Below are 20,066 nucleotides of genomic sequence, written 5' to 3'. Positions count from 1 at the left end.
ACAATGCATTATTACAGGATAGCTCAGGCTGTGCTTATTTCCTTGGCGTTAACTTCTGGAGAGGTTAACTGGCTTGGGGAGCAGGGCCACGCTCAACTGTAGGAAAATCCGGGTGTTCCGGTCGTTTACGGGCTTTAACATTGCGGGTGCTGACCGGATCTTTGCAGTGAGAGCACACCAGCTCGGCATGAAAGTCATGGCCACAGTCCTGGTGTTCTACCAGAATCGGGGCGCCCGCCTCATCTGCATAGTAGCTATCACCCCACTTCAGCAGGGAAAGAATCACCGGGTAGAGGTCCCTGCCCTTTGAGGTCAATCTGTATTCATAGCGGGTAGGCTTTTCCTGATAGGCCTGCTTGCGAATCACGCCTTCCTGCTCCAACAGATTCAGTCGGTCCGACAAGATCGTACGCGAGATGCCCAGGCGCTCACGGAAGGCCTCGAAGCGTTTCACGCCCAAAAAGCTGTCCGACAGAATCAGCAGGGTCCAGCGGTCGCCCACAACTGACAGGCTGCGGGCTATGGAGCATTGCTGTTGGGGGAGTTCTTCCCATTTCATGTGTCTTTCTCACCTGATATTTCTTAATTGGCAGGGGTTGCCTAGCTTACGTTGTAAAAAAATATAGTAAATAAATTGTATAAAGTCCAGTTTTTGGATTAGTATGTCCGTTATCTGGACTTACAAAGTATTCAATAACAAGAGTTAATTAATATCCTGAGTGGAGGTGTCGCAATGGCGGGTGCAGTGCTGCTGGATGCAGATGATTATGTAAAAGACGTAACCGATCCCAAGAAGACCAAGCCTGGAGTAAAGGCCGTTAAGTCGATATGCGCCAGCTGCGATATCGCTTGTAATGTGGCCATTGAGGTGAAGGACGGTAAGGTGGAGCGTGTGCGCCATTCCGATAACCCCATGTTCCGTGACAATATTTGTATGAAGGCGGTTGCGGCACCTTCCGGTTTCAACCACGAGACGCGTATTACCAAGCCGCTCAGGCGTGTGGGTGAGCGTGGTTCCGGGCAGTGGGAAGAGGTCAGCTGGGATGAGGCTATGGCGGATATTGGCAAGCGCCTGAATGCCGTTATTGATCAATACGGCCCTGAAGCCTGGGCGGTGACCACCAGCCAGTGGAACACCGGTACTGACCACGGTCTGGGGCGCCGAATCATGAACCATGTGGGCTCGCCTAACTGGATCAGTGGTGTGGCCCTGTGTGCCGGTAATACCGCTGCGGTAAACCGTATGACCTATGGCTGGTTCCCCGCTGCGGATATTGGAAATTCCAAGTGCATCGTATTGTTCGGCCATAACCCGAAAAAACACAGTTGGGTGCCTATCCACAACCAAATTCAGCGGGCCATAAAGAACGGCGCAAAGTTAATTGTGTTAGATCCCCGCAAGAGTGAAAACGCCGAGCAGGCGGATATCTGGTTGCCGTTAAAGGCCGGTTCCGATGCTGCTATGTGCTTGGGGTGGCTCAAGGTTATTTTTGATGAGGGGCTTTACGATAGAGCCTTTGTTGAGAAATGGACCATCGGCTTTGAAGAGTTGCGCGAACGTGTCAATGAATATCCGCTCGAACGCGTTGCTGAACTGACCGGTTGTGAGCCCGAAGCCATTGCTGAAGCCGCTCGCCTTTACGCTACCGGAGGCCCTAGTGTTATTCCCTGGACGCCCATCACCGATATGCAACGTAACAGTACTTCTGGCATCCGCCTGCAAAGTATTTTGCGTGCAGTATGTGGGCATCTGGATGTGCCCGGCGGTGATGTATTGCAGGGATTTCACCCTGATATTGTCCCTGAATCCGATATCGAGATGCACTATAAATTGTCTATCGAGCAACAGGATAAACAACTGGGATCCGATAAACATCCGGCCTTTACCTATCGCGGCCAGCGTCCGTTCCTGGAACCCGGTAAGCGTGTGTGGGGGCGAGAGTATAACAATCAGCTTACCGGTTGTTTTATGGCTAACCCCACCGAAACCTTTAAAGCGATGGCGGGCGAAGGTGATTACCCGGTTAAGGCGTTTTTCCTGTTGGGCAATAACCCGCTGATGAGTTACGCCAATATGCCTCGCATTTTAAAGGGCATGATGAATCAGGATTTAATCGTGGCTCACGAACAATTTATGACGCCTTCTGCACAGTTGGCGGATTATATTCTCCCCGGGGACAGCTGGTTTGAGCGGCCTTGGCTAACAGATTCTTTTGGCTGGATGAGTTTTTATCGTGTTTCTCAACAGGCCGTGGAGCCTAGAGGGGAGGCAAAGAGTACCTTTGAGTTCTGGCGTCAAATTGCCACTGCCATCGGTCGCCCTGAGATTGTGCCTTGGGCAACCATCGAAGAATTCTACGATTACCGTTTGGAAAAAACCGGTATGGGTTTTAAAGAGTTTTCTGAAAAGCATGAGATATTTTTCACCAAACCTCATTTCAAAAAATTCGAACAAACGGGGTTTGCCACACCCAGTGGCAAGGTAGAGTTAAAGTCTTCGGTGTTGGAAGATCTTGGGTTTGATCCACTGCCTTACTTCCGAGAAGATTTGGAACCTTCTGAGGAATATCCGCTGACCATGTTTACTGGTGTCCGGGAGGATGAGTACTTCCAGACCGGCCATCGCCATATTCCGGAAATGCGTAAGCGTTGCCCTGAGCCTTACCTGTTTGTAAGCCCTGCAATGGCTGATAAGTATGGTTTGGTTGAAGATGAATGGGCAGTGGTGGAAAACTCGCTGGCTGCTATCGAGATGAAAGTAGGCATTCGTGAAAATATGCCTGATGATCTGGTGCGTGTTCCCCATGGGTGGTGGAAGCCGGAGACTGAAACCGGTGTAGATTTTCTCTCCAGTGCTTACAAACATTCAGACGCTATGTTGTGTTTGGATGATGAAGATCATTTGGATTGGGAGCAGGGCATTCCACATCTTAAAGGGTTGAGTTGTCGAGTTCGTATGTTGTCCGCTAAAGATACATAGATGCTATGTAGAGACGGGGTCCGACCCGCAGGGTCGGACCCCTGATGCTGCGCTAATCTATCCTGCAGCTTAATTGTAGTAGTCAAAGTTTTTCTAGGGGTGGCAAACTCATTTCATAGGCGGTAATCCGCTTTTCTGTTGTACTCTATTTATCGATAAATAAAGGGTGGCAAAAAATGAAAAAAGTATGTCTAGTTACAGGTGTAGGGCCTGGTACGGGCACCCAGCTTGTTCGTCGGTTTGCTGAGGACGGTTATCATGTGGCGATGCTGTCGCGAAATGAAGAGCGCCTCAAAGCCTTGGAGCAGAAAATCGATACTGCGACGGCCTATGTGTGTGATGTCTCCGACCTGCCCTCGCTCACATCCACTATTGATACTGTAAAAACCCAATTAGGGCTACCTGATGTAGTTATACATAATGCCGTGGGCGGTGTTTTTGGGGACTTTCTTCAGGTAGAGGCCAAGGTGCTTGAAGAGAATTTTCAGGTTAACACCATGGCGTTGTTACATCTGAGTCAACTGTTGGCGCCAGAGATGATTGCCCGAGGCAGTGGCGCCATTCTGTGTACGGGAAATACCTCGGCCTATCGCGGTAAGGCGCATTTTGCCGGCTTTGCCCCAACTAAAGCGGCGCAGCGGATACTGGCTGAATCTATTGCCAGACGTTTGGGGCCTGAAGGTATTCATGTGGCCTATGTGCTTATCGATGCGGTGATTGATGTGCCCTGGGCTAGAAAAGCCTATCCGGATGCGGAAGATGATTTCTTTTGTAAGCCTGTCGATATCGCCAATGAATGTTTCCGGGTGGTGCATCAGCCGAAATCCAGTTGGTCATTTAATGTGGAAATCCGACCTTACTGTGAAAACTGGTAAGCAAATCAAAAGAGAGTGAAGGTGCAGAGGTTATGGGATTAGAGAACATTGAGGCTATCAAAGTTGTTGTGTTTTGGGCGGCGCTGAATTTTGGCGTGATGTTGTTTTTGGCGATTAACGTTTATCGCTGGCGTGCAAAAGAAGGCGTGGCGGTTGGTGTTGGCAGTGCGGTCCCCGGGTTGGAAAAGGCCATTCGCGCTCATGGGAATAATATTGAGTACGTGCCAAGTATTTTGTTGGGTTTAATGATGTTGGCGGTGTTGGGTGAAAGTGTATTCACCTTGCATGTGGCTGGTGTGACGTTATTACTTGCCAGGGTTTTGCATGCGGTGGGTATTCAACAAAATACCTCCAGATTGCCTCCGGCGCGAGTGCTGGGCAATATCCTTTGTTGGGGGCTGTTTTTGCTGGTTATTGTCAGGTTGCTGATGTTGGCTGTATAAGTGTTTTTAACTCGGGGTACGACCCGCAGGGTCGGACCCCTTGCTCAGGCTAGCAATCGCAGCTGAAGAGTTTTTCGTCTTCCAGGCGCATCATGGTCATGCTGCCTCCCCACACACAACCTGTGTCCAGCGCATAAATATTTTCGGTATCGGCTTTACCTTCCAGGGCCGCCCAGTGACCAAAAATAATTTTATCGTCAGCGGTTTTGCGTTTTTTATGAGAGAACCAGGGGGCAAAGCCTTTGGGTTGGTTTTTGGGGCCGCTTTTACTTTTTAATTCCAGGTGGCCGTCTTTGGAGCAAAAACGCATGCGGGTAAAGTAATTGGTAATTACCCGCCAGCGGTCTACGCCTTCGAGGTTTTTATCCCAGCAGTCCGGCGTATTGCCGTACATGTTTTCAAAGTAGGTGTGGAAGTCATCGCTTTGCAAAACCGCTTCCAGTTCACGAGCGCGTTTGTTGGCTTTTTTAATGCTCCACTGCGGTGGAATGCCCGCGTGAACCATGGTGTAGCCCAGTTCCTCGTCAGTGTGTACCAAGGGGCAATGGCGCAGCCAATCCATCAATTCAAAGCAGTCGTCGGCGGCAAGAATCTCATCGAGGGTGTCGCCATTGCCGGGCATACGATAACCGTAGGCAACCGCCAGTAAATGCAGGTCGTGGTTGCCCAACACGACGGTGATATTGTCGCGATGCTTGTAGAGAAAGCGCAGGGTTTTCAGGCAATCGGGGCCGCGGTTAATCAGGTCGCCCACCAGCCACAGGTGATCTTGCTGCCAGTCAAAGTCTACCGTCTTTAACAGGCATTTCAGTGGTTTGAGACAGCCCTGCAAATCACCAACGGCGTAAGTGGCCATAGCGTCGTCCCTGATATTCCTTAATGAATGGCGTGCGGCGGTACGAGCGCAAAAGTAGGAATCGGTGCATCAAACAGGTCACCGCTGGTTTTACGCATCTGGTAACTGCCTTCCATGGTGCCAATCTCGGTTTCCAATACCACGCCGCTGGTGTAGCTATAGGACTTTTCTGGTGCAATATGTGGTTGCTCGCCGATTACACCCAAGCCGGTAACTTCTTGTACCTTATCGTGTGCATCACGGATAACCCAGTGACGACTGATCAGTTGTGCATCTTCCTGGGTCTGGTTGGTGATTGTAATGGTGTAGGCGTACACAAAGCGATTGGCCTCCGGTTTGGATTGGTCATCCATATAGGAGGTTTCGACTTCAATTAAAATGCGAGACTGATGTTCGGAATCAGCGTCGATATTGTGTTCTTCGTTCATGGCTATCTTTAAAAATACTACTCAATAAATTGGCTACTCGATAATGTCGATAAGTTTGTTACTTAGGTCGACAAAATTTTTCAGGGATAAATTTTCCGGGCGCTTGCTGGTATCAATATCCAGGTCTTCGATGGCCTCAACAGGTATCAATTGCTTTAACGCATTGCGCAGGGTTTTGCGGCGTTGTTGGAAGGCGGTATTCACCAGGCGTTCCAGCAGTTTTATATCCTTGGCCGGGTAGGGCGGTGCGTCGTAGGGTACCAGTCGCACAATGGCAGAATCTACCTTGGGGCGCGGCTGGAAGCATTCCGGTGGCACCGGGAACAGACTTTCTACCTTGCAGTAATACTGCACCATAATGCCGAGGCGGCCGTAGGCTTTTTCATTCGGCTGGGCTGCCATACGATCCACCACCTCTTTTTGCAGCATAAAGTGCATGTCTTTGACATTGCCGGCGTAGCTCAGCAGGTGAAAGATCAGGGGGGTGGAAATATTGTAGGGCAGGTTGCCGACAATACGCAGTGGGCCTTTGGCATTGCCTTCTTTATCTTGCAGCAGCTGGCCAAAATCAAACTTCAGGGCATCGGCCTGGTTGATGGTTAGCTCAGGATAGTCGGCAATAAATTGGGCCAGCAAAATGGGGATCAGATCCCGGTCCAGTTCGACAACATTTAAGGTCGGGCAGGCAGCCAGTAGTTGCGAGGTGATGGCGCCTTTACCGGGGCCAATTTCCACCAGGTTATCTTCGGCCTTGGGGCGAATGGATTTTACGATACGGCGAATAATACCGTCGTCCACCAAAAAGTTTTGGCCAAAGCGTTTGCGGGCCTTGTGCTCAAGGCCAGCTTGTTTGTCGTTGTTGCTCATAGGTATGTTCTGTTGTTTGCTACTGTGAGTTACTGCGAGCTAATGCCATATCTCGCGCATAACTCAGGGCCGTCATCAGGCTGCCACTGTCAGCCTTGCCGCTGCCGGCTAAATCGAGGGCGGTACCGTGATCAACCGAGGTGCGAATAATCGGTAATCCCAGGGTGATATTCACTGCTTGCCCAAACCCTTTGAATTTTAACACGGGAAGGCCCTGATCGTGGTACATGGCCAACACGGCATCGGCATTATCCAAATGGTGGGGGGTAAACAGGGTATCAGCGGGCAGAGGCCCTATCAGGTTAATACCCTCGCTGCGCAGGGCTTCAAGTGTCGGCTCGATAACATCAATTTCTTCCCGGCCCATATGACCGCCTTCACCGGCATGGGGGTTAAGGCCACAAACCAGAATACGAGGCTGTTTGATACCAAAGTGGTTTACCAGGTCGTGCTGCAGGATGCGCGTCACCTGGGTCAGGGTTTTCGGGGTAATAGCCGCCGGCACATCGGCCAGGGGCAGGTGGGTGGTCACCAGAGCTACCCGCAGGCCTTCGGTGGCCAACATCATCACCACTTTTTCGGTATTAGTGTTGTCGGCCAGGTATTCAGTATGGCCGCTAAAACTGAGGCCGTATTCGTTGATCACCCCTTTGTGAACGGGGCCTGTAATCAAGGCGGCAAACTCTCCTGACTGGCAGCCACTAATGGCGCGGTCCAGCGTTTCCAAAACGTAGGGGGCATTGGCTTTATTAAGCTCCCCTGTCGTGGCTGGCGCCTTCAGGGTTACCGGGCAGACAACGATTTCACCGGCCGCCAATGGTTCAGGCGTTTTATCGGCTTGGTAGGGCTTGATGCTAAGGGGGAGACCCAGCTGCTGTGCCCGGGTTGTTAGCAGCTCCGGGTCACAAATGGCGACAACTTCACAGGGGTAACCCTGTTGTGCCAGGGCGATGGTAAGGTCGGGGCCTATACCGGTAGGTTCACCGGGAGTCAGGGCAAGGCGTAGGGTCATGTCAGTCTCGAGCAGCTAGTCACTAGTTACTAGAAACTAGCCGCTAGTGACTGTGGGTTTAGCCTTTAATGTCGACGTAAGCTTCGTCGCGGATTTCACGCAGCCAGTTGATGCGCTCTTCTTCAAAGCGACGACCGCGCAGCAGGTTGCGGGCCTGGTTACGTTTAACGGTATCACTCATATCTTGCTGGCGACGCTCTTCCACCTGCAGGATATGCCAGCCAAACTGGCTGCGGAAAGGCTCACTGATATCGCCAACGTCGGTGCTGTCCATGGCTGCCTCAAAGGCCGGTACAAATTTACCGGGCAGGGACCAGCCAAGGTCACCACCGCTCAGCATGGAACCGACATCTTCTGAGTGTTCGCGGGCCATCTCTCCAAAGTCTTCACCGTCGATAATTTGCTGGCGGATATCGACCAGTTCCTGACGAGCTTCTTCATCGGACAGGATGGTGGAAGGTTTAACCAGAATGTGGCGAACTTTGGACTGTTCGATCATCTGCAGGCCACCGCCGCGCTTGTCGTACAGTTTCAGGATGTGGAAACCTGCACCACTGCGCAGTGGTTCGGTGATTTCGCCTTTGCTGATGTCGGCAATAGCATCGGCGAAAATCTCTGGCATCTGTGCCGATTTACGCCAGCCTAAATCACCGCCTTTTAGCGCATTTTGGCCGTTGGAATTGGCTACCGCCAGTTGACGGAAATCAGCACCGGCTTGCAGTTGCTCATGCAGATAGCTGGCTTTGTTCTCAGCCTGGGTGATTTCATCTTTACTGGCTGAAGAGGCTACACCAACAAAAATGTGGCCCAGGTTGTAATCCGGGGAGGAGAACAGTTCGCCTTCCTTGGAGCGCAGGAAGTTATCGATTTCCTGCTCGGAAATCTTGATACGGCGATTCACGCTACCGCGCTGTACCTGCTCGATAATCATATCGCGGCGGATTTGCTCGCGAACACTATTTAACGTCAGGCGATCCTGCTTGAGTTTGGCAATAAACTGCTCGTGGTTGAGTTTGTTCGCCTTTTTCATACGATCAATAGCTTGATCCAGCTCTGCGTCGGTGATTGTAACGCCAACGCGTTGGCCGATCTGTAATTGCAGGGACTCAACAATCAGGTGCTCCAGCAGCTGCTGTTGCATCACTTCCGGTGGCGGCAACTCGGTATTATTGGCTTGCAGCTGTGTGGCCAGCATAGACATGCGCTGGTGCAGTTCGCTGGCCATAACAACATCGTCATCGACAACGGCAATCACTTTATCCAGGGCAATGGTCTGTGCCTGGGTGAACAGGCTGGCGCTTAACAGGGCGCCAGCGGTCAGGGTTTTAATCGCTTTCAACATAGTCTGTTTTTTCATGGCCGTTCTTATTTCTGATTCTCTTCGCGACGGTCGTAACCGTAGATACCGTCACTGAGGATGCCGCTTACTGTACTGCCGATACCACCCAGGCCTTTCAGCTGGAACTCAAAGAAAATGCCCTTATCGTATTCCAGCTCTTCATCATCAATGACGTTGGCCAGGTCGTTATCCAGCCAGCGGCGGGCTACAACACGCATACGGTAGCAGCAGCTGTTATATTCGACGCCAGCCATGCTCTCAAGTTCACGCTGGAAGGTGAAATCGTGATAGCCACGGCCTACCAGGCTCCAGCCACCGGCGATTGGCCAGATAAAGGACAGATCAGCCTGATCTACGTCGTTGTTAATCAGCTCGCTGGTATCGCCGTCACCGTCAATATCATTGGTATCGACTTTGCCTGCGCGACGAGAGAAGCGGTAGGTCAGGTTGAAGATGCGATAGTCGTCATCCATATAACGCAGGCTGGAGCTGCCACGGGAGACTTTGTCGTTCTCATCTTCATCCCAGGCGAGATCGGTGCTCAGGGTCCAGTGATCGCCAATACGGGCAGCCAGTTGTGCTGCGATTTCGGAATCGTTGGCAGTATTGTCTGCGTTAAGCAGGGCTTGCTCGCTGGTCAGTGTCAGATCAACCGCACGGTCATCATAGTAGTAGATCTGTCCCAGGCTGGCGCTAAAGCGTTCGATGCCGGTGCTGGTTTCGATAAAGCGGGTGGTTAGGCCAACTGACAGACGGTTGTCATCACCAATACGGTCGTTACCGGAGAAGCGACTATCACGGAACAGCTGGCTGTAGCTGAAGGTCAGCTCAGAGGTATCAAAGTCAACGTCTGCACGTGAACCAGATCCGTTGGTGACATCAAACAGCTCATCGTGGCTCTCGTAGTCACTGTAGAAGTAGAACAGACGTGGTTCGAAGGTCTGTACATAGCCATTGCCAAACAGGGAGCCTTCACGTTCAAAGAACAGGCCCATATCCAGGCTGCCTTGAGGCACGGTAATGCTGACGCTGTCTTCTGCTCCGGCATTTAAGCCATCGCTATCCAGATTATAGTGCAGGGATTTTACGGTAGCGGTGGGTTTTACAAAGCCCCAAATCCAGCGTTTGTCCCAGCTCAGGCTGTAATCGAGGAAGGCACGTTCACCGGTAATACGTGGTGAGGAACCGTCGCGCCAGAAATCATCGCGGTGATCGAAGTCGACGTATTCGTTCTCCATCTCCACTACCCAGTCGCCAAAGCGGTAGTTACCATCCAGGTTGATGCGTGGCAGCTGCTTGTAAGGGGTTTCGGTATTTTCGGAAATGGTTTGGAATTCCTCGGCCTTAACGGTCAGGTTCCAGTTAGTGAAGCGGTAACCAAACTCGGCTGATTTTTCCAGGTGAGTGGCACTGTTCACTTCCAGTGAAGCGGTATCCAGATCGCGGAAATAATCGATGTCGCTGACGGTGGTGTAATCGATACGGCTGTTCCAGCGTTTGTCCAGGCCGCCGATTTGATCAATATTTAACAGCCAGCGGTCTTCGCCTTTATAGCGTTGGACATCATCCTCAGTAATCAGGTTACCGTCAGTATCCAGTTTACCGATTTGGTCGTCATCATCTCCGCCGCCATCGTCACTGCCGAGAAAGGCCATGCTCACGCTGGTTTCAAAGGATTCCGACAGATGGCGGAACTCGGTTTCCAGCATGGCACCGCGATCAGAAATATGACGCGGTGTGATGGTTGCATCGTAATTAGGCGCCAGGTTCAGGTAGTAAGGGGTCGCAATATCAAAGCCGTCACTGTCAGTTGAGCTAATGGACGGGAACAGGAAGCCTGACTGACGCTCGCTACCCAACGGGAAGCGGATATAAGGGGTATAGAAAACTGGTACGCCTTTAATGTTTACGCGAACGTGTTTACCAGTACCTTGATTGGTGTTGGAATCGAGTTTGATCTCACTGCCTTGCAGGAACCAGGTATTGCTATCGGGTTCACAGCGGGTAAAGGTACTGTTATCCAGTACCACCACTTTTTCTGGCAGGTTTTCCAGTTTGGTGGCGTCACCGCGGGCTTGGGCTTCGTGCACCAGATAGCTGGCATCTTCCACTACGGCATGGCCGCTGTTCATGTCCATTTCCGCACGGGTACCGGTTACCAGTACGCCAGGTTCACGCAGGCGAATATTGCCTTCCAGTTCGGCGTGATCGGTGGCTTGATCCAAGGTGGCTTTATCGGCTTCCAGCTGACGATAGCCCTGTGTTAGTTTAACGTTACCGGTCAGAACCGCAGTGGTTTCCTGCAAAACTTCAGAGCTGTCGGCGGTTGCACGCAGAGGTGCATCGTTGGGATTCATATCGGCTTCGGCGTCGGTACGCTCTGGCTCGATATAGTCACCGCAGCAAACCGGGTTCATGGCAGCACGCTGTTCCGGTGTCATGCGTTCAACCGGTACCCAGTCTACATTGGCTGCTTTCAAACCGCGGGCAGGAACAGCAGCGGCGGCTCCCGCTACGGCGTTGTTCGTAACCTTGGTGTGACGAGTGGCATGTTGCGGACGCTGGTAAACAGGGCCGGGGGCTTGCATCTCCTGACAGGACCAGCCTTTGCCATCGGCAGCAGGGTGACAGCTCCACTCCGGGTGGGTGTCGGCTGCTTGCAGTGGTGTAATGGGTTGCGCCGCCAGTAATCCCACTGCCAGTAGCAGGGAAGAGCGAGAGGGGCGTAAGGCTTGACGAATATGTTGCTTTAACAGCGAATTCCGATGGTCCATGTAGGAGAAGATCCCAAGCGTCAGATAGTTAATTAGTCATCTAGCAGCGATTTATGCATCACTTATGCTTCTTATTATCACCGCAGGTTGCAATGTAAAGTGCGATGTAAAAGGGCGATTCTACTTGGGATGGCGCTGTGACGCCACTCACAGAATGCATCTTCAGCGATAAACACCCCCTGGCTTGGATAAAATTCGGTTAGAATCGGCGACAAGACAAATCTTCATAAGGAATTGCGAGTGAGCCGTACGCCCAGTTTCCCCGCTTCATCTGATCCTGTATCTGAACTTATGGTGCCGCTGCAGCAATGGGTGGAGCAACAGCTCAATATCCGTGAGTGGCAATATCAAGAGGGTGAAAGCATTACCGCATTGAGTGGCGATGCGGGCTTTCGGCGTTATTTTCGTGTTCAGTCAGAGCCTTCCCTGTTGGCTGTTTTTTCACCACCAGAGACCGAAGACAATGCCACTTTTATTACCCTGGCGCGCTTTCTTCGGGATCAGGGAATTCACGCTCCGGAAATTATCGCCGCCGATCTCGATCAGGGATTTATGTTACTGGAAGACTTTGGTGATCGGTTGCTGCTAGGAGAGCTGACATCAGAGTCGGTGGATTTGTTATATGGCGAAACCATGATGGTATTGCTTAGACTGCAACAGTGTCCGGTTGCCGACTACGCCAAAGGCAACCGTGGCAACAAACAGCTGCCAGAATACGATCGCAGTAGATTACGTCAGGAAATGGAGTTGCTGCGTGAGTGGTTTATTCCTCAATTGCTGTCCTATGAGTTGAGCGAAGCTGAGCATAAATTGCTCGATAATGCCTTTGAGCAACTGGAAAACGCTGCATTGGAGCAGCCACAGGTATTAGTCCATCGCGATTTCCATTCCCGTAATATTCTGGTTCGCGACGGTGAAGCGCCGGGCGTCATTGATTTTCAGGATGCTGTACGCGGCCCGCTGACCTATGATCTGGTATCACTGTTGCGCGACTGTTACATCCGCTGGCCCCGCGAGCGGGTAGAAGCCTGGGCGCTGGCCTACGGCAATATGGCGGTAGAGGTTGGCCTGCTGCCACTGGTAAAACAAGCTACCTTCCTGCGCTGGTTTGATTTGATGGGCCTGCAGCGGCATATCAAGGTTTTGGGTATTTTTGCCCGCCTGTGGTTACGTGATGGCAAGTCCGGTTATTTAAATGATCTGCCGTTGGTGATGCGCTACACCCTGGATGTGGCCGAAGGCTACCCAGAGCTAGCGGAATTCCGCCAGTGGTTTCTCGATAACTTAGTGCCCCTGGCTGAACAGCAGGATTGGTACAGCGATTACCGTGCCGCAGGTGAAAGTCAAGCATGAAGGCGATGATTCTGGCCGCCGGACTTGGCAAGCGCATGCGTCCGCTGACCGATAGCTTACCCAAGCCGTTGTTGCCCGTCGGTGGCAAACCACTTATTCAGTACCATGTGGAAAACCTGCAGCGTGCGGGCATTACTGAGTTGATCATCAACCTGGCCTACCGAGGTGAGCAAATTCGCGAATTTCTGGGTGGGGGTGAACAGTTTGGGGTGAGCATTCAATACTCCCAGGAGCCCGAGCCTTTGGAAACCGGTGGGGCTATCTTGCAAGCCTTACCGCTCTTGGGGGATCAGCCTTTTTTGTTGGTCAATGGCGATGTGTGGACGGATGTTGAATTTAGCCAGCTGAGTTCACTTAGCTTACCTGAGAGCTGTCTCGGTCATTTGTTTATGGTGCAAAACCCAGAGCACAATCCTCTGGGTGATTTCGTTCTGGATCAGGGGCTGCTAAAACCGCGAGCTGAGGAGCAGGGGTTTACCTTTAGCGGCATCAGCCTGATTGATCCTGTCTTGGTAAGTGGTTATCCACAAGCGCGAGAAAACTTTCCTTTGCGCGAGTGCTTTTTCTGGGCAATGGAGAAGCAGGCGTTGCGTGGCCAAGTGCTTGAGGCTGAGTGGTGGGATATTGGTACGCCTGAACGATTGGCGCAGCTGGACGCCAAGCTGCAATAAATCTCGCCTAATAGGATTCTTTTGCCAGCAGTTCTGCAAACTCTGCTTGCTGAATTTTGTCTGCTAGCGCGTGGAAGCGCGGCTCCTTCTTGTTGTGCTTAAGCGCGAAATTAATATGCCGGCGTGCTTGGCTAACGTCACTGCGCTTTAGTGCCTGCTCCGCCAAAAAGAAGCGGTGGTAGGGGTTGCGCATTCGGAACTTGATTACCTGCTGCTGGTAATAGTTGGCGAGTTCCTCATTACCCTGTTGCTGGTAAAGGCGGCTGAGATTACTGGCGGCAACATGATTGTTTGGATCAAGCGTCAATGCTTGTTGATAAGCAATTTCTGCTTGGGTAAATAATTTCTCGCGTCGGTAGATAGTCGCAAAATTTCCCCATAGGTCCCCTTGCTTGGGCGCCAACTCTAAGGCTTTGCGCATATAGCGGTAGGCGCTGTGTGTATTACCGTTAGCAAGAAATTCCATGGCCCGGTTATTGTAGTATTGGGCCTGAGCTTGATCGTCACTGGCTCGGCGTTGGCGGTAATGGCTTTTATATTCTTTGATATTTAAATCAACAATATGATGCCCATCGCGAGTTTTCACTTTGGCATTGATATGTTTGTAGTTGACCAGGGTTTGCTGGCCCAGCATCTCCCAGCTGGGTGGAATACTGACCTGATTAAAGCTCGCGCTTAATCCCACTTCTCTAGCCATGGCGATAAACATCATCGAAAACGACAGGCAGTTCGCCTCGCGATAAAAGAAGGCGTCACTGGCGCTATAGGTGGCCTGTGGATTGTAGTCGACTCCCAATAGACCGCTGTGCATAACGGCATTGAGCAGGGCTTCCAGCTTAACGGTGGGGTTGGCTCTGCGGGGGACGTAAGCATCCAAAAAGTCATGCATGTCCTGGTTGAGGGTCATCACCTGGTCATCTGGCAGGCTCCAATCGAGTGGTTGCTCTGCACGTTGTTCCAGCCTTTCCTGAAGTGTCTTGCCGTTTAACAGCTCGGTGAGTTGGCTGCTATTGGGGTTGGGAGTCAGGGTTGAGGTTGAGCAGGCGCTTAAAAGCAGTAGGCACAGGCTAGCAATCCAGCCAGCATGGTGGCTGGGATGTGTATTGCTGGAACCTGGCAGAGCTTGACTCATAGAGACCTCTAGCAAAGAGATAACCCTATGAGTAAGTGTAGTTGATGAGGATGCCTGGGTCTTAATCGCTCAGTTTTTGATAACGATAGCGTTGTCGACTTTGGCGCCCTTGGCGTGCTTCGACAGGAAGCCGCGCACTCGGCGTGCCAGGCGGTTTTCGCCCAGCATCCTGTTGTTGGCAATTTCCGGCAGGCGCAGTTGTTGGTAGACCTTAAAACCCTGGCGGCGAGCAAATTTACGGCGCCGCTCAGCCTCGGCCGGATCGCGGACATCGGTACCAAAGTAGATATCCAGGGTCGGTATTTCAGGGTCAAACAGCGCTTTGGGCAAATCGATATCGCTGGCAGGCACACTGTTACGGGCGTTGATAATCACCATGGCGCGAATCGGTTTAATGGGTTTCTCGTTGGGTGTTTGTGGTGTGGCCGGTGGAATGGCCATCACAAAATCACCACCCCGGGCTGCGCCCATACCGTCACCCACCAGCACAATATTAAATTGCCCCTGATCGTTGAGGTAGGTCAGGGCGGCGCCAATACGCTGGCTGGCGCGGACTTCAGCTGGACTGGCAACAGGGATATCGTCGGTATCTACAATATTGGGGCCGGGCGCAGGAATGGGGGTGGCTTCACCGCCACTAAGGCCATTTTCGGCGCTGTCGTAAATCTCTTCTGTTTCCGGGCGCTCTTTGGCTGTTTCCGCCGGGGTTCCCTTGTCTGCACTGTCTGTCGTCGCGGCTTCAGCAGCCTTTTTCTTTATTGGGCGCGTGGGCAAATCACGCTTTGGCACGGGCGCACGATCCGGCGCCGGTAGGGTGGTTGCCAGGGTGGCCCAGCCGTATTCCGGCAAGGTAGTACGCATGACTTCAATCGTATTGGGCCAATTGGCATGTTGGCCCTCGGCGTGCAGGATTAGCACCGCTCCCTGGGGACTGCCGGTAATATCCGGTTCATACAGAGCCAGAAATTCTTCATCCAGGGCTTGCAGCCATACCACGCTTTCCGGACTGGCTTTGGCGGCCAGCAGTGCCATGGCGCGCTTTTCAAGATCGGGAACGGGGGGATCTATTACCGCTGGTGACCGGGGAATCTGATTTTCCTGTGTTGTTTCCTGGGGGGTGTCAGATTCAGCCTGGGCCTTGCTATCCGGGGCCTGGGCGAATGTCTGCGCTGCCCAAAACAGGCTAACGAGGACAGAAATTGTGCGGATTTTCATCATCTTGTCATATAAACCTAGCTATCTGGTCGTTCCTGTTCAAGTTATCGTGAAATTAGGTGAAACTGTCCAGATTCAGTACAATGGCGCCTTTTTACCCGGTAGCTCAAATGGCTCCAACAGCCATTCCAGGTCCCAAAACAAGGGCCCAGGCCAGGGATATCGGGGCCTCGCGGCAACGTCGCTGCCTACTTATATCACGTTGACAGGTGCTCCATGCAACAAGAGTTTAAAATTGCTCCTTCCATCCTCGCTGCCGATTTCGCCCGTTTGGGAGAAGAAGTGGATGCAGTACTGGCAGCCGGTGCCGATATTGTTCACTTCGATGTGATGGACAACCACTATGTGCCCAACCTCACCGTTGGCCCCATGGTGTGTAAAGCTCTGCGCAACTACGGTATTGAGGCGCCCATCGATGTGCACCTGATGGTTGAGCCTGTCGACGATCTGATTGGCCAGTTTGCCGATGCTGGCGCTAGTTACATCACCTTTCACCCAGAGGCATCTAAGCATATCGACCGATCCCTGCAATTAATTAAGCAGGCGGGTTGTAAGTCTGGCTTGGTCCTTAACCCAGCCACCCCGATTGAGGTGGTTAAACATGTATTGCCACAGCTGGATATGTTGCTGTTGATGTCGGTAAACCCCGGTTTTGGTGGTCAGAAATTCATTCCTTACACCCTCGATAAACTCCGTGAGGCCCGCGCCCTGATTGACGAAAGTGGATGCGATATTCGCCTGGAGATCGATGGCGGTGTAACTGCGGATAATATCCGCGAAATTGCCCAGGCGGGCGCGGACACCTTTGTTGCCGGTTCGGCAATTTTTAGCAAGGGTGATTATAAAGCCGCGATTGACGCTATGCGCGCAGAGCTGGCCCAGGTGGACGGGTAAACCACCCTGGCTGAAATAAGCTCAAGCTACAGATTTCTAAACTACCCATTAGGTTAATCCATGACACAACTAACCGACCTGTTCGAAGGTCAGCTGCCCAAGCTGGTCCTTTTTGACCTGGACGGCACCCTGGTAGACAGTGTGCCCGACCTGGCTGCAGCCGTTGACTATATGCTCACCGAAGGTGGTTACGAGGCCGCCGGCCCCGACCATGTTCGCCGCTGGGTGGGCAATGGTGCGTCCATGCTGGTTCGTCGCGCCCTGGCCTGGGCCAAACGCCAGAGCCCAGAAGATCTAAGCGATGCCTTGGTGGAGCTGAACCTGGAGAAATTCCAGTTGTTCTACCGCGATCACAGTGCCGATCAAACCGAGCTGTTTGTCGGTATTCGTGAAGGCCTGGATGCCCTGAAAGCTGCTGGTATCCCATTGATGATGGTGACCAACAAGCCTGAGCAATTTGTACCTGCGATTCTGAAAGGCACTGGCCTGGAAGGTTACTTTGGGGCCTGGTTGGGCGGTAACTCCCTGCCAGAGAAGAAGCCTCACCCCATGCCGTTACTGCACCTGGTGGAAAAAGCCGGTGTTGAGGTGGCAGATACCTTGATGATTGGTGATTCCCGCAGTGATATCGAAGCGGCCCGCGCGGCTGGTATGCCTGTGGTGGCGGTTAGCTATGGCTATAACCACGGTCGTCCGGTCAGTGAGGAAAGCCCGGATCTGATTATCGATAGCCTGACTGAACTGACGGGCACTATTGCTGCAGAAGTCGCTTAAGAGCTCTGCTGTCGGGGGCTGACCCTGCGGGTCAGACCCCAGGTTTTAGCACCTTACTGAACGTGCTTCGTAGCCGGGGTACGACCCGTAGGGTCGGACCCCGTTCTCATATCTTCTTATCCCACGCCGCACTAGGCATTCCCCTTGCAATTCAGTACACTAGCGCCCCTGACTTAGGAGAAAATCCGTGAAACCTCAGGTTCGTTCTACATTTCCATCCTTCCGCCCCTGGCGATGGCGTCTCTAGCCACCGTTGTGGTCGCCTAGCGACCGTCTTTTGGTGATCGTCAGCAACAACCATGATCGCCCTACTTCTGTACAGAATTTGGTTTTAAGGATGGGCTATGACCCTCGATAATATGGATCAGAGCAAAATGACACCTGAACGTTTTTCCCAGCTGGCCGCTGAAGGCTATAACCGCATCCCGCTGGTGCGTGAAGTGCTGGCAGATCTCGATACCCCACTTTCCAGCTACCTGAAACTGGCCCAGGGGCCCTATTCATACCTGTTTGAATCGGTACAGGGCGGTGAGAAATGGGGCCAATATTCCATTCTTGGATTGCCTGCCCGCACTCTGATGAAAGCCTTTGGCGACAAGATCATTATCGAGCGCGATGGTGAGGTGATCGAAGAGCATGAGTGTGCGGACCCGCTGAGCTTTGTCGAAGATTTTCAGGCCCGCTACCGTGCCGCTGAGCTGGAGGGTTTACCGCGCTTTAACGGCGGCCTGGTAGGTTACTTTGGCTACGATTGTGTGCGCTACGTTGAGCCAAAGTTGAAGAAGACCGTACCTGCCGATGTGATCGGCACACCGGATATCCTGTTGATGGTATCTGACGAAGTGCTGGTGTTCGATAATTTGGCGGGCAAGCTGATTTTGGTGGTGCACGCTAACCCCGAGATTGACGATGCCTATAACAAGGCTACAGCCCGCCTGGATGAGCTGGAAGCCAAGTTGAGCCAGGCCACACCTGCCACTGCACCTATGCAGCTGAGCAGTGAAATGAAGCAACAGGGCGAAAATGCCCGCGAATCGGATTTTACCTCCAGCTTTGGTGAAGCTAATTTCCGCAAGGCGGTCGACAGTATCAAGGACTATGTCCTGGCCGGCGACACCATGCAGGTGGTGGTTTCCCAGCGCCTGTCGATTCCGTTCCAGGCCGAGCCTTTAAATCTCTATCGTGCCCTACGGTGTTTGAATCCTTCGCCTTACATGTATTTCCTCGATCTGGGAGATCATCATGTGGTGGGTTCCAGCCCGGAAATCCTGGCACGCCTGGAAGACGGTGAAGTAGTTGTGCGCCCGATTGCCGGTACCCGCCGCCGTGGCCACACCCCGGAAGAGGATCTGGCGTTGGAGCAGGAGCTGGTTAACGACCCGAAAGAAATCGCCGAGCATTTAATGCTGATCGATTTGGGCCGTAACGATGTCAGCCGTGTGGCTGAAGTGGGTTCGGTGGAGCTGACCGAAAAAATGGTGGTTGAGCGCTACTCCCACGTTATGCATATCACCTCCAATGTGACCGGCCAAATTAAGCCAGAGCTTAAGGCGATGGATGTTCTGCGTGCCGCATTGCCTGCGGGTACTTTATCCGGTGCCCCAAAAATTCGGGCGATGGAAATTATCGACGAGCTGGAAAATGAGAAACGCGGTATCTACGGTGGGGCTGTAGGTTACCTGTCCTGGAACGGCAATATGGATACCGCCATTGCCATTCGTACCGCGGTGATTAAAGACGATACCTTGTATGTACAGGCCGGAGCCGGCGTAGTCGCTGATTCTGTGCCCGCCCTGGAATGGAAAGAAACCATGAACAAAGCCCGCGCGATTTTCCGTGCTGTGGACATGGTGCTGTAAAGGAGAGCTGACGATGATTTTAATGATTGATAACTACGACTCCTTTACCTACAACGTGGTGCAGTACCTGGCCGAATTAAAGGCTGACGTAAAGGTCGTGCGTAACGATGAAATTACCATTGAGGAAATCGAGGCTTTGGCGCCAGAGAAAATTGTGATTTCTCCTGGCCCCTGTACCCCGAATGAAGCCGGTGTGTCGCTGGCAACGATTGAGCGTTTTGCCGGTGAAATTCCGATTCTGGGAATTTGCCTTGGGCACCAAAGTATTGGTCAGGCTTTTGGCGGCAAGATTATTCGTGCTCGTCAGGTGATGCACGGCAAAATCTCGCCCATGTATCACAACGATCAAGGTGTGTTTAAAGGCTTGGGTAATCCGTTTGATGCCACGCGTTACCACTCGCTGGTGATTGAAAAAGACAGTCTGCCGGATTGCCTGGAAATCACCGCCTGGACGCAAACCGAAGATGGCCAAGTGGATGAGATTATGGGCGTGCGTCATAAGACGCTGGATGTGGAAGGTGTGCAATTCCACCCGGAATCTATTTTGTCGCAGCATGGTCACGATCTCCTCGATAATTTTCTCAAGCGCTAATT

At 52.3% G+C, this 20,066-nt stretch carries 18 protein-coding genes; 9 read left to right on the top strand and 9 right to left on the bottom strand.

Annotated features, from left to right (window positions below):
• Nucleotides 1–64: 64 nt before the first annotated feature.
• On the bottom strand, nucleotides 65–559 hold the full coding sequence (locus tag ACGHZ6_RS20075) for a winged helix-turn-helix transcriptional regulator (RefSeq protein WP_390615816.1): 495 nt from the start codon (nucleotides 557–559) through the stop codon (nucleotides 65–67).
• A gap of 174 nt (nucleotides 560–733) precedes the next feature.
• On the opposite strand from ACGHZ6_RS20075, the gene ACGHZ6_RS20070 reads away from it, so the two are divergent.
• The 3 genes from ACGHZ6_RS20070 (at nucleotide 734) to ACGHZ6_RS20060 (ending at nucleotide 4,298) form a co-directional block, all read left to right on the top strand.
• Nucleotides 734–2,980 carry a molybdopterin-dependent oxidoreductase gene (locus ACGHZ6_RS20070; RefSeq protein ID WP_390615814.1) on the top strand — a complete coding sequence of 749 codons (2,247 nt, stop codon included), beginning with the start codon at nucleotides 734–736 and terminating at the stop codon, nucleotides 2,978–2,980.
• Nucleotides 2,981–3,156: 176 nt separating this feature from the next.
• Nucleotides 3,157–3,855: an SDR family NAD(P)-dependent oxidoreductase gene (locus tag ACGHZ6_RS20065; RefSeq protein ID WP_390615813.1), complete on the top strand. Its 699-nt coding sequence runs from the start codon at nucleotides 3,157–3,159 to the stop codon at nucleotides 3,853–3,855.
• Between the two features lie 32 nt (nucleotides 3,856–3,887).
• A complete protein-coding gene (locus tag ACGHZ6_RS20060; RefSeq protein WP_390615812.1) occupies nucleotides 3,888–4,298 on the top strand; it encodes an MAPEG family protein in 411 nt (136 codons plus the stop codon).
• 49 nt (nucleotides 4,299–4,347) lie between these two features.
• Here the strand turns inward: ACGHZ6_RS20060 and ACGHZ6_RS20055 are convergent, their stop codons facing one another.
• Genes ACGHZ6_RS20055 through ACGHZ6_RS20030 form a run of 6 tightly spaced genes read right to left on the bottom strand, consistent with a single transcriptional unit; the run spans nucleotide 4,348 to nucleotide 11,574 of the window.
• On the bottom strand, nucleotides 4,348–5,154 hold the full coding sequence (locus ACGHZ6_RS20055) for a symmetrical bis(5'-nucleosyl)-tetraphosphatase (protein ID WP_390615811.1): 807 nt from the start codon (nucleotides 5,152–5,154) through the stop codon (nucleotides 4,348–4,350).
• A gap of 20 nt (nucleotides 5,155–5,174) precedes the next feature.
• Nucleotides 5,175–5,582: a Co2+/Mg2+ efflux protein ApaG gene (apaG, locus tag ACGHZ6_RS20050; RefSeq protein WP_390615810.1), complete on the bottom strand. Its 408-nt coding sequence runs from the start codon at nucleotides 5,580–5,582 to the stop codon at nucleotides 5,175–5,177.
• A 33-nt stretch (nucleotides 5,583–5,615) separates the two neighbouring features.
• Complete coding sequence (rsmA, locus tag ACGHZ6_RS20045) at nucleotides 5,616–6,449, bottom strand: 16S rRNA (adenine(1518)-N(6)/adenine(1519)-N(6))-dimethyltransferase RsmA (protein ID WP_390615809.1); 834 nt, start codon at nucleotides 6,447–6,449, stop codon at nucleotides 5,616–5,618.
• A gap of 19 nt (nucleotides 6,450–6,468) precedes the next feature.
• On the bottom strand, nucleotides 6,469–7,461 hold the full coding sequence (gene pdxA, locus ACGHZ6_RS20040; RefSeq protein WP_390615808.1) for a 4-hydroxythreonine-4-phosphate dehydrogenase PdxA: 993 nt from the start codon (nucleotides 7,459–7,461) through the stop codon (nucleotides 6,469–6,471).
• A 58-nt stretch (nucleotides 7,462–7,519) separates the two neighbouring features.
• A complete protein-coding gene (locus tag ACGHZ6_RS20035) occupies nucleotides 7,520–8,818 on the bottom strand; it encodes a peptidylprolyl isomerase (RefSeq protein WP_390615807.1) in 1,299 nt (432 codons plus the stop codon).
• A gap of 8 nt (nucleotides 8,819–8,826) precedes the next feature.
• Nucleotides 8,827–11,574: an LPS-assembly protein LptD gene (locus tag ACGHZ6_RS20030; protein ID WP_390615806.1), complete on the bottom strand. Its 2,748-nt coding sequence runs from the start codon at nucleotides 11,572–11,574 to the stop codon at nucleotides 8,827–8,829.
• A 240-nt stretch (nucleotides 11,575–11,814) separates the two neighbouring features.
• On the opposite strand from ACGHZ6_RS20030, the gene ACGHZ6_RS20025 reads away from it, so the two are divergent.
• Both ACGHZ6_RS20025 and murU read left to right on the top strand, forming a co-directional pair.
• Nucleotides 11,815–12,927, top strand: coding sequence for an aminoglycoside phosphotransferase family protein (locus ACGHZ6_RS20025; protein ID WP_390615805.1), 1,113 nt, complete (start codon nucleotides 11,815–11,817; stop codon nucleotides 12,925–12,927).
• Entirely contained in the window at nucleotides 12,924–13,598 is a 675-nt protein-coding gene (murU, locus tag ACGHZ6_RS20020) for an N-acetylmuramate alpha-1-phosphate uridylyltransferase MurU (protein ID WP_390615804.1), read from the top strand. The genes ACGHZ6_RS20025 and murU overlap by 4 nt, the downstream gene beginning before the upstream one ends.
• A gap of 7 nt (nucleotides 13,599–13,605) precedes the next feature.
• On the opposite strand, the gene ACGHZ6_RS20015 is transcribed toward murU, so the two are convergent.
• Entirely contained in the window at nucleotides 13,606–14,730 is a 1,125-nt protein-coding gene (locus ACGHZ6_RS20015) for a hypothetical protein (RefSeq protein ID WP_390615803.1), read from the bottom strand.
• Nucleotides 14,731–14,799: 69 nt separating this feature from the next.
• Entirely contained in the window at nucleotides 14,800–15,948 is a 1,149-nt protein-coding gene (locus ACGHZ6_RS20010) for a DUF3530 family protein (protein WP_390615802.1), read from the bottom strand.
• Between the two features lie 213 nt (nucleotides 15,949–16,161).
• Between ACGHZ6_RS20010 and rpe the strand changes: the two genes are divergently transcribed.
• The 4 genes from rpe (at nucleotide 16,162) to ACGHZ6_RS19990 (ending at nucleotide 20,064) form a co-directional block, all read left to right on the top strand.
• Nucleotides 16,162–16,839 (top strand): ribulose-phosphate 3-epimerase, encoded by a 678-nt coding sequence (rpe, locus tag ACGHZ6_RS20005; RefSeq protein ID WP_390615801.1) that lies wholly within the window; start codon nucleotides 16,162–16,164, stop codon nucleotides 16,837–16,839.
• A gap of 60 nt (nucleotides 16,840–16,899) precedes the next feature.
• On the top strand, nucleotides 16,900–17,613 hold the full coding sequence (locus ACGHZ6_RS20000) for a phosphoglycolate phosphatase (protein ID WP_390615800.1): 714 nt from the start codon (nucleotides 16,900–16,902) through the stop codon (nucleotides 17,611–17,613).
• 374 nt (nucleotides 17,614–17,987) lie between these two features.
• Nucleotides 17,988–19,472 (top strand): anthranilate synthase component I, encoded by a 1,485-nt coding sequence (gene trpE / locus ACGHZ6_RS19995; RefSeq protein WP_390619199.1) that lies wholly within the window; start codon nucleotides 17,988–17,990, stop codon nucleotides 19,470–19,472.
• A gap of 13 nt (nucleotides 19,473–19,485) precedes the next feature.
• Nucleotides 19,486–20,064 (top strand): anthranilate synthase component II, encoded by a 579-nt coding sequence (locus ACGHZ6_RS19990; protein WP_390615799.1) that lies wholly within the window; start codon nucleotides 19,486–19,488, stop codon nucleotides 20,062–20,064.
• The last annotated feature ends 2 nt before the right edge of the window (nucleotides 20,065–20,066 follow it).

It is taken from the genome of Maricurvus nonylphenolicus (genome assembly GCF_042854845.1).
Taxonomy (GTDB): domain Bacteria; phylum Pseudomonadota; class Gammaproteobacteria; order Pseudomonadales; family Cellvibrionaceae; genus Maricurvus; species Maricurvus nonylphenolicus.
The sequence above is the reverse complement of the archived record's forward strand: the minus strand, read 5'-3'. Positions and strand labels throughout refer to the sequence as shown.